The following is a 3,269-nucleotide window of genomic DNA, read 5'->3' as shown; positions in this document are numbered from 1 at the left end:
ATTTGTCGCTTTGTTTCTTGACTAAAGTATATCACAAGAGTATGAACAAATCTACATCATTTCAGCCTGTCGGCGGCGTTGTTCTCTTTGGCATATTGCCGCGCTGCTCTCCGCCGTTCCTCGCTGTATGGGGCGGTCAGGCGGAAAGAGAAGCGTCCTTTCTCAATATCAAACTCCATGCAGCCCGTTTCCGGGTCTGCGTCCGTCTGCTGGCAGATTGCCGGATAACGGCGGCTGTATGCAAGCAGACGCTTCTTTAAGGCGGTGTTGTGGGTGCGGATATGGATAAGGGGGTCTTTCTCGTCAAACCAAATATCGGTGGTCTTTTCCTGCTTGGTAATCCCTGTTCTCATGCAAGCTCCTTTCTGCGCCCCTGTTACGCAATAGGGGCATTTTTCGGGTGTTTTCTCCGGCTCTTGACTTGGAGAAAACGGCGTTTTTGACGATAAAAACCGCCCGGACGGGGAATGGTTCGTCGGGGCGGCTGTTATCGCAAGATTTCTGTTTTTTCCGGCTCTTGACCGTTAAACATAGATTAACTCATGCATTACGATTTCCTCGGCTCTCGCCTTGCAGTTGTTCATCAAACCTACCCATTTCATCGGGTCGGCGGCTTTGAGGGCTTCGGTGGCTCCTGCTTCTCTGGCAAGGCGGGGCATGAGGTAGTCCAGCATATCCCGCGCCGCCCGGTCTGTTTCCGCAAGGTGGGGATATAGCTTCTCGCTGGCAACAAGGGCGGTATAAAGACGGTGGCGGTATTGTTCCAGATAGGCTTTCCGCAGCCGCCCATAGTGGCCGATATGGGGCTTCGGGGTAATAGGGCGGTTCCCATTGTCAATCAATCTTCTCATGCGATTTGTTCTCCTTTCTCGTCCTGCTTCTTTTTGTGGTAGTTCTCCCGCCTTGCAGCAAGGAAGTTTTCATACCGGGCTTGGGCTTCGGGATTTCCGGCTGCGGCTTCCTCGTACATCTTCTGACGGGATTTCTTGGTAGCTTCACTATGGTATGCCCGCCGCCTTGCAAGCTCGGCGGCTGCGGCGGGGTCGGTTTCCGCTTGGGCTTTCAGTTCTTGGTAGGCGTTCTTCTTCCGGCTCCGGCTGGCTTCAAGGCGTTCCGTTTCCTCTGGCGTGAGTGGCTGACCTGCGTCCAGTGCGGCGGCAAGCTCTTTCAGCGTCCGGGGCTTGGGCGGCTGTGCCGCTTTCTGACGCTCATACCATGCCTTGTGCTGGCGGTTTTTCCTCTCCCGGTAGGCGGCAAGGCGTTCTGCTTCCTCCGGCGTGAGGTCGGCTCCGGCCTTTTGCAGCGCGGCAAGCTCCTTTAAGGATTTCGGCTTCGGGGGCTTGGGCGGTTCGGTGGCTTTCCGCTTCTCCCGCCATTCCTTTTGCCATGCCCGGTTATGGGCTAACCGCGCTTCATCTGCCGCCTGTTCCTCCGGGGTCAACAAGCCCGCTTTCTTCCTCGCGGTAAACTCCCGTTTCTCTGCCTTGCGCTTTTCTTCCCGCGCTTTGGCAAGCTCCTGTGAGTGGGCTTCCTTTGCGGCCTGTTCCTCCTGCTGGCGGCGTTGTTCCTCGGCTTCCATTGGGGTAACGATATGGGCGGGGACTTCAAACGCACCGATGAAGTTGAGGTAAATATCTATCCGCTGACGGCGGCTATTCCCGCGTCCCTCGCCCTCATGGACAACGACTTTTTCGATAAACTCGTTGAGCATGGGCGTTGTCAATTCGGAAAAATCAGTGTAGCGGCTCACAAGCTCGATAAACTTATCTGTTTTCAGCCTGTCGGCGTTCCAGCTCTCGATTGCTTCCTGCCATTGTGCGATAGCGGCTTCCAGCCCGGTCTGTTCCTCGTCGTATTCGGCAAGCAGACGGGTAAAGTGCCTATCGGGTATCTTGCCTGTGGCGTTGCCCTCGTATAGCTTCTTTACAAGGCCGTCCAGCTCCTTACACCGCCGCTGTGCCTTGCTCACTTTCTGCCGGTACTCCTTGACGGCGTTCTCTTGGTGCTGGTCGGACGCTTCCCGCACACGCTCGATAAACTCCGCTTCATTGTGCCGCACATACCAGCTCACGCGCTGGATTGCGGCAAGAATGGCGGCTTCCATTTTTGCGGTGGGGATATAGTGCATGGTACAGTCGCGGGTAAGCTGGCGGTAGCTGGAACACACAAAAGCGTCGTCCAGATACTTGCCTTGCACAAGGCTGCTGCGGTGGGTCAGCTTCGCGCCGCAGTCGGCGCAGTAGAGAAGCCCGGTCAAGCGGTTTGGGGTGGTCTGCCGCTTGGGGGCGCGGCGTTTTGTCCCCATAAGCCGCTGGACGGTATTCCATGTTTCCTCGTCCACAATGGCGGGTATCTCCCCGTCAAAAATATACTGTTCCTCCGGCGCGGTCTTGCGGGTGCTTTTGGTCTTGTAGTTCTCGCAGACGGTTTTCCCTAAAACCTTGCGCCCCGTGTACTCCGGGCGTTTGAGGATATAGCTGATAGTTGTTGTTGACCATGCGTAGGGGTCTGTGTACTTCGCCGCCCGGACGGGTGCGCCTATCCGCTTCCAATGCTCGGACGGGATAGGGATTTTCTCGGCGCGGAGTGCCCTTGCTATGCTGGCGATACTCTCCCCGGCAACAACGCTGTGGAAGATACGGCGCACAACGGCGGCGGCTTCCTCGTCGATTACCCATTCGCCCTTGTTCTCCTTGGACGCAAGGTAGCCATAGCTGACGCTGCCGGAGCAGCGCAAGCCCTTTTCCATTCTCGACTTGAAAACGGTCTTGATTTTCCGGCTGGTGTCGGCAACATACCACTCGTTTATCACATCTCGGAAAATTGACATTATATCAAAGCCGTTGGCGGTATCAAGGTTGTCATTTGCCGCAATAAAGCGTACATGGTACTCGTCAAAGGTGCGCTTCAAAAGCCCCACTTCGACAACATCACGGCCAATCCTGCTTTGGTCTTTGATAATGACCGTAGCCACATTTCCCGCCCGGATTTCTTCCAGCATAGCGTCCAGCCCCGGACGCTTGAAAGTAGTTCCCCGCACTCCGTCATCGGTGAAGTGCCGGATATTCGTAAAGCCGTTCTTTTGAGCGTAGTCCTCCAAAATGCGCTTTTGGTTTTCTATCGACACGCTTTCCCCGGCTCGTTCATCGTCATGGGAAAGACGCTCGTACAGGGCTGTGATTTTTCCCTTGTCCGGCTGTTTCTTCATGGGGTGTAACCTCCTTTCTTGAGGGTGCGCGCTCCCTTTATCCTTATTGTAAATTACCATT

The 3,269-nt window shown here is 55.4% G+C and carries 3 protein-coding genes; all 3 read right to left on the bottom strand.

Annotated features, from left to right (window positions below; all coding sequences use genetic code 11):
• Positions 1 to 56: 56 nt before the first annotated feature.
• Positions 57 to 353 carry a hypothetical protein gene (locus H8705_RS13505; protein ID WP_087337046.1) on the bottom strand — a complete coding sequence of 99 codons (297 nt, stop codon included), beginning with the start codon at positions 351 to 353 and terminating at the stop codon, positions 57 to 59.
• A gap of 171 nt (positions 354 to 524) precedes the next feature.
• The gene (locus H8705_RS13500) at positions 525 to 851 is read right to left on the bottom strand and encodes a TnpV protein (protein WP_087385888.1); all 327 of its coding nucleotides are present in this window, start codon (positions 849 to 851) and stop codon (positions 525 to 527) included.
• Positions 848 to 3,208: a recombinase family protein gene (locus tag H8705_RS13495; RefSeq protein ID WP_262396302.1), complete on the bottom strand. Its 2,361-nt coding sequence runs from the start codon at positions 3,206 to 3,208 to the stop codon at positions 848 to 850. Before H8705_RS13495 ends, H8705_RS13500 begins: the two co-directional genes overlap by 4 nt.
• Between the last annotated feature and the right edge of the window lie 61 nt (positions 3,209 to 3,269).

The sequence above is a fragment of the Youxingia wuxianensis genome (assembly GCF_014385085.1).
Classification (GTDB): Bacteria; Bacillota; Clostridia; order Oscillospirales; family Ruminococcaceae; genus Youxingia; species Youxingia wuxianensis.
Note: the sequence above shows the minus strand (reverse complement) of the source record. Positions and strands in the feature narration are given on the sequence as shown.

What these genes read in the sequence shown, in the direction of transcription:
- H8705_RS13505 (WP_087337046.1), bottom strand. Translation starts at nt 353, where the DNA reads ATGAGAACAGGGATTACCAAGCAGGAAAAGACCACCGATATTTGGTTT.
- H8705_RS13500 (WP_087385888.1), bottom strand. Translation starts at nt 851, where the DNA reads ATGAGAAGATTGATTGACAATGGGAACCGCCCTATTACCCCGAAGCCC.
- H8705_RS13495 (WP_262396302.1), bottom strand. Translation starts at nt 3,208, where the DNA reads ATGAAGAAACAGCCGGACAAGGGAAAAATCACAGCCCTGTACGAGCGT.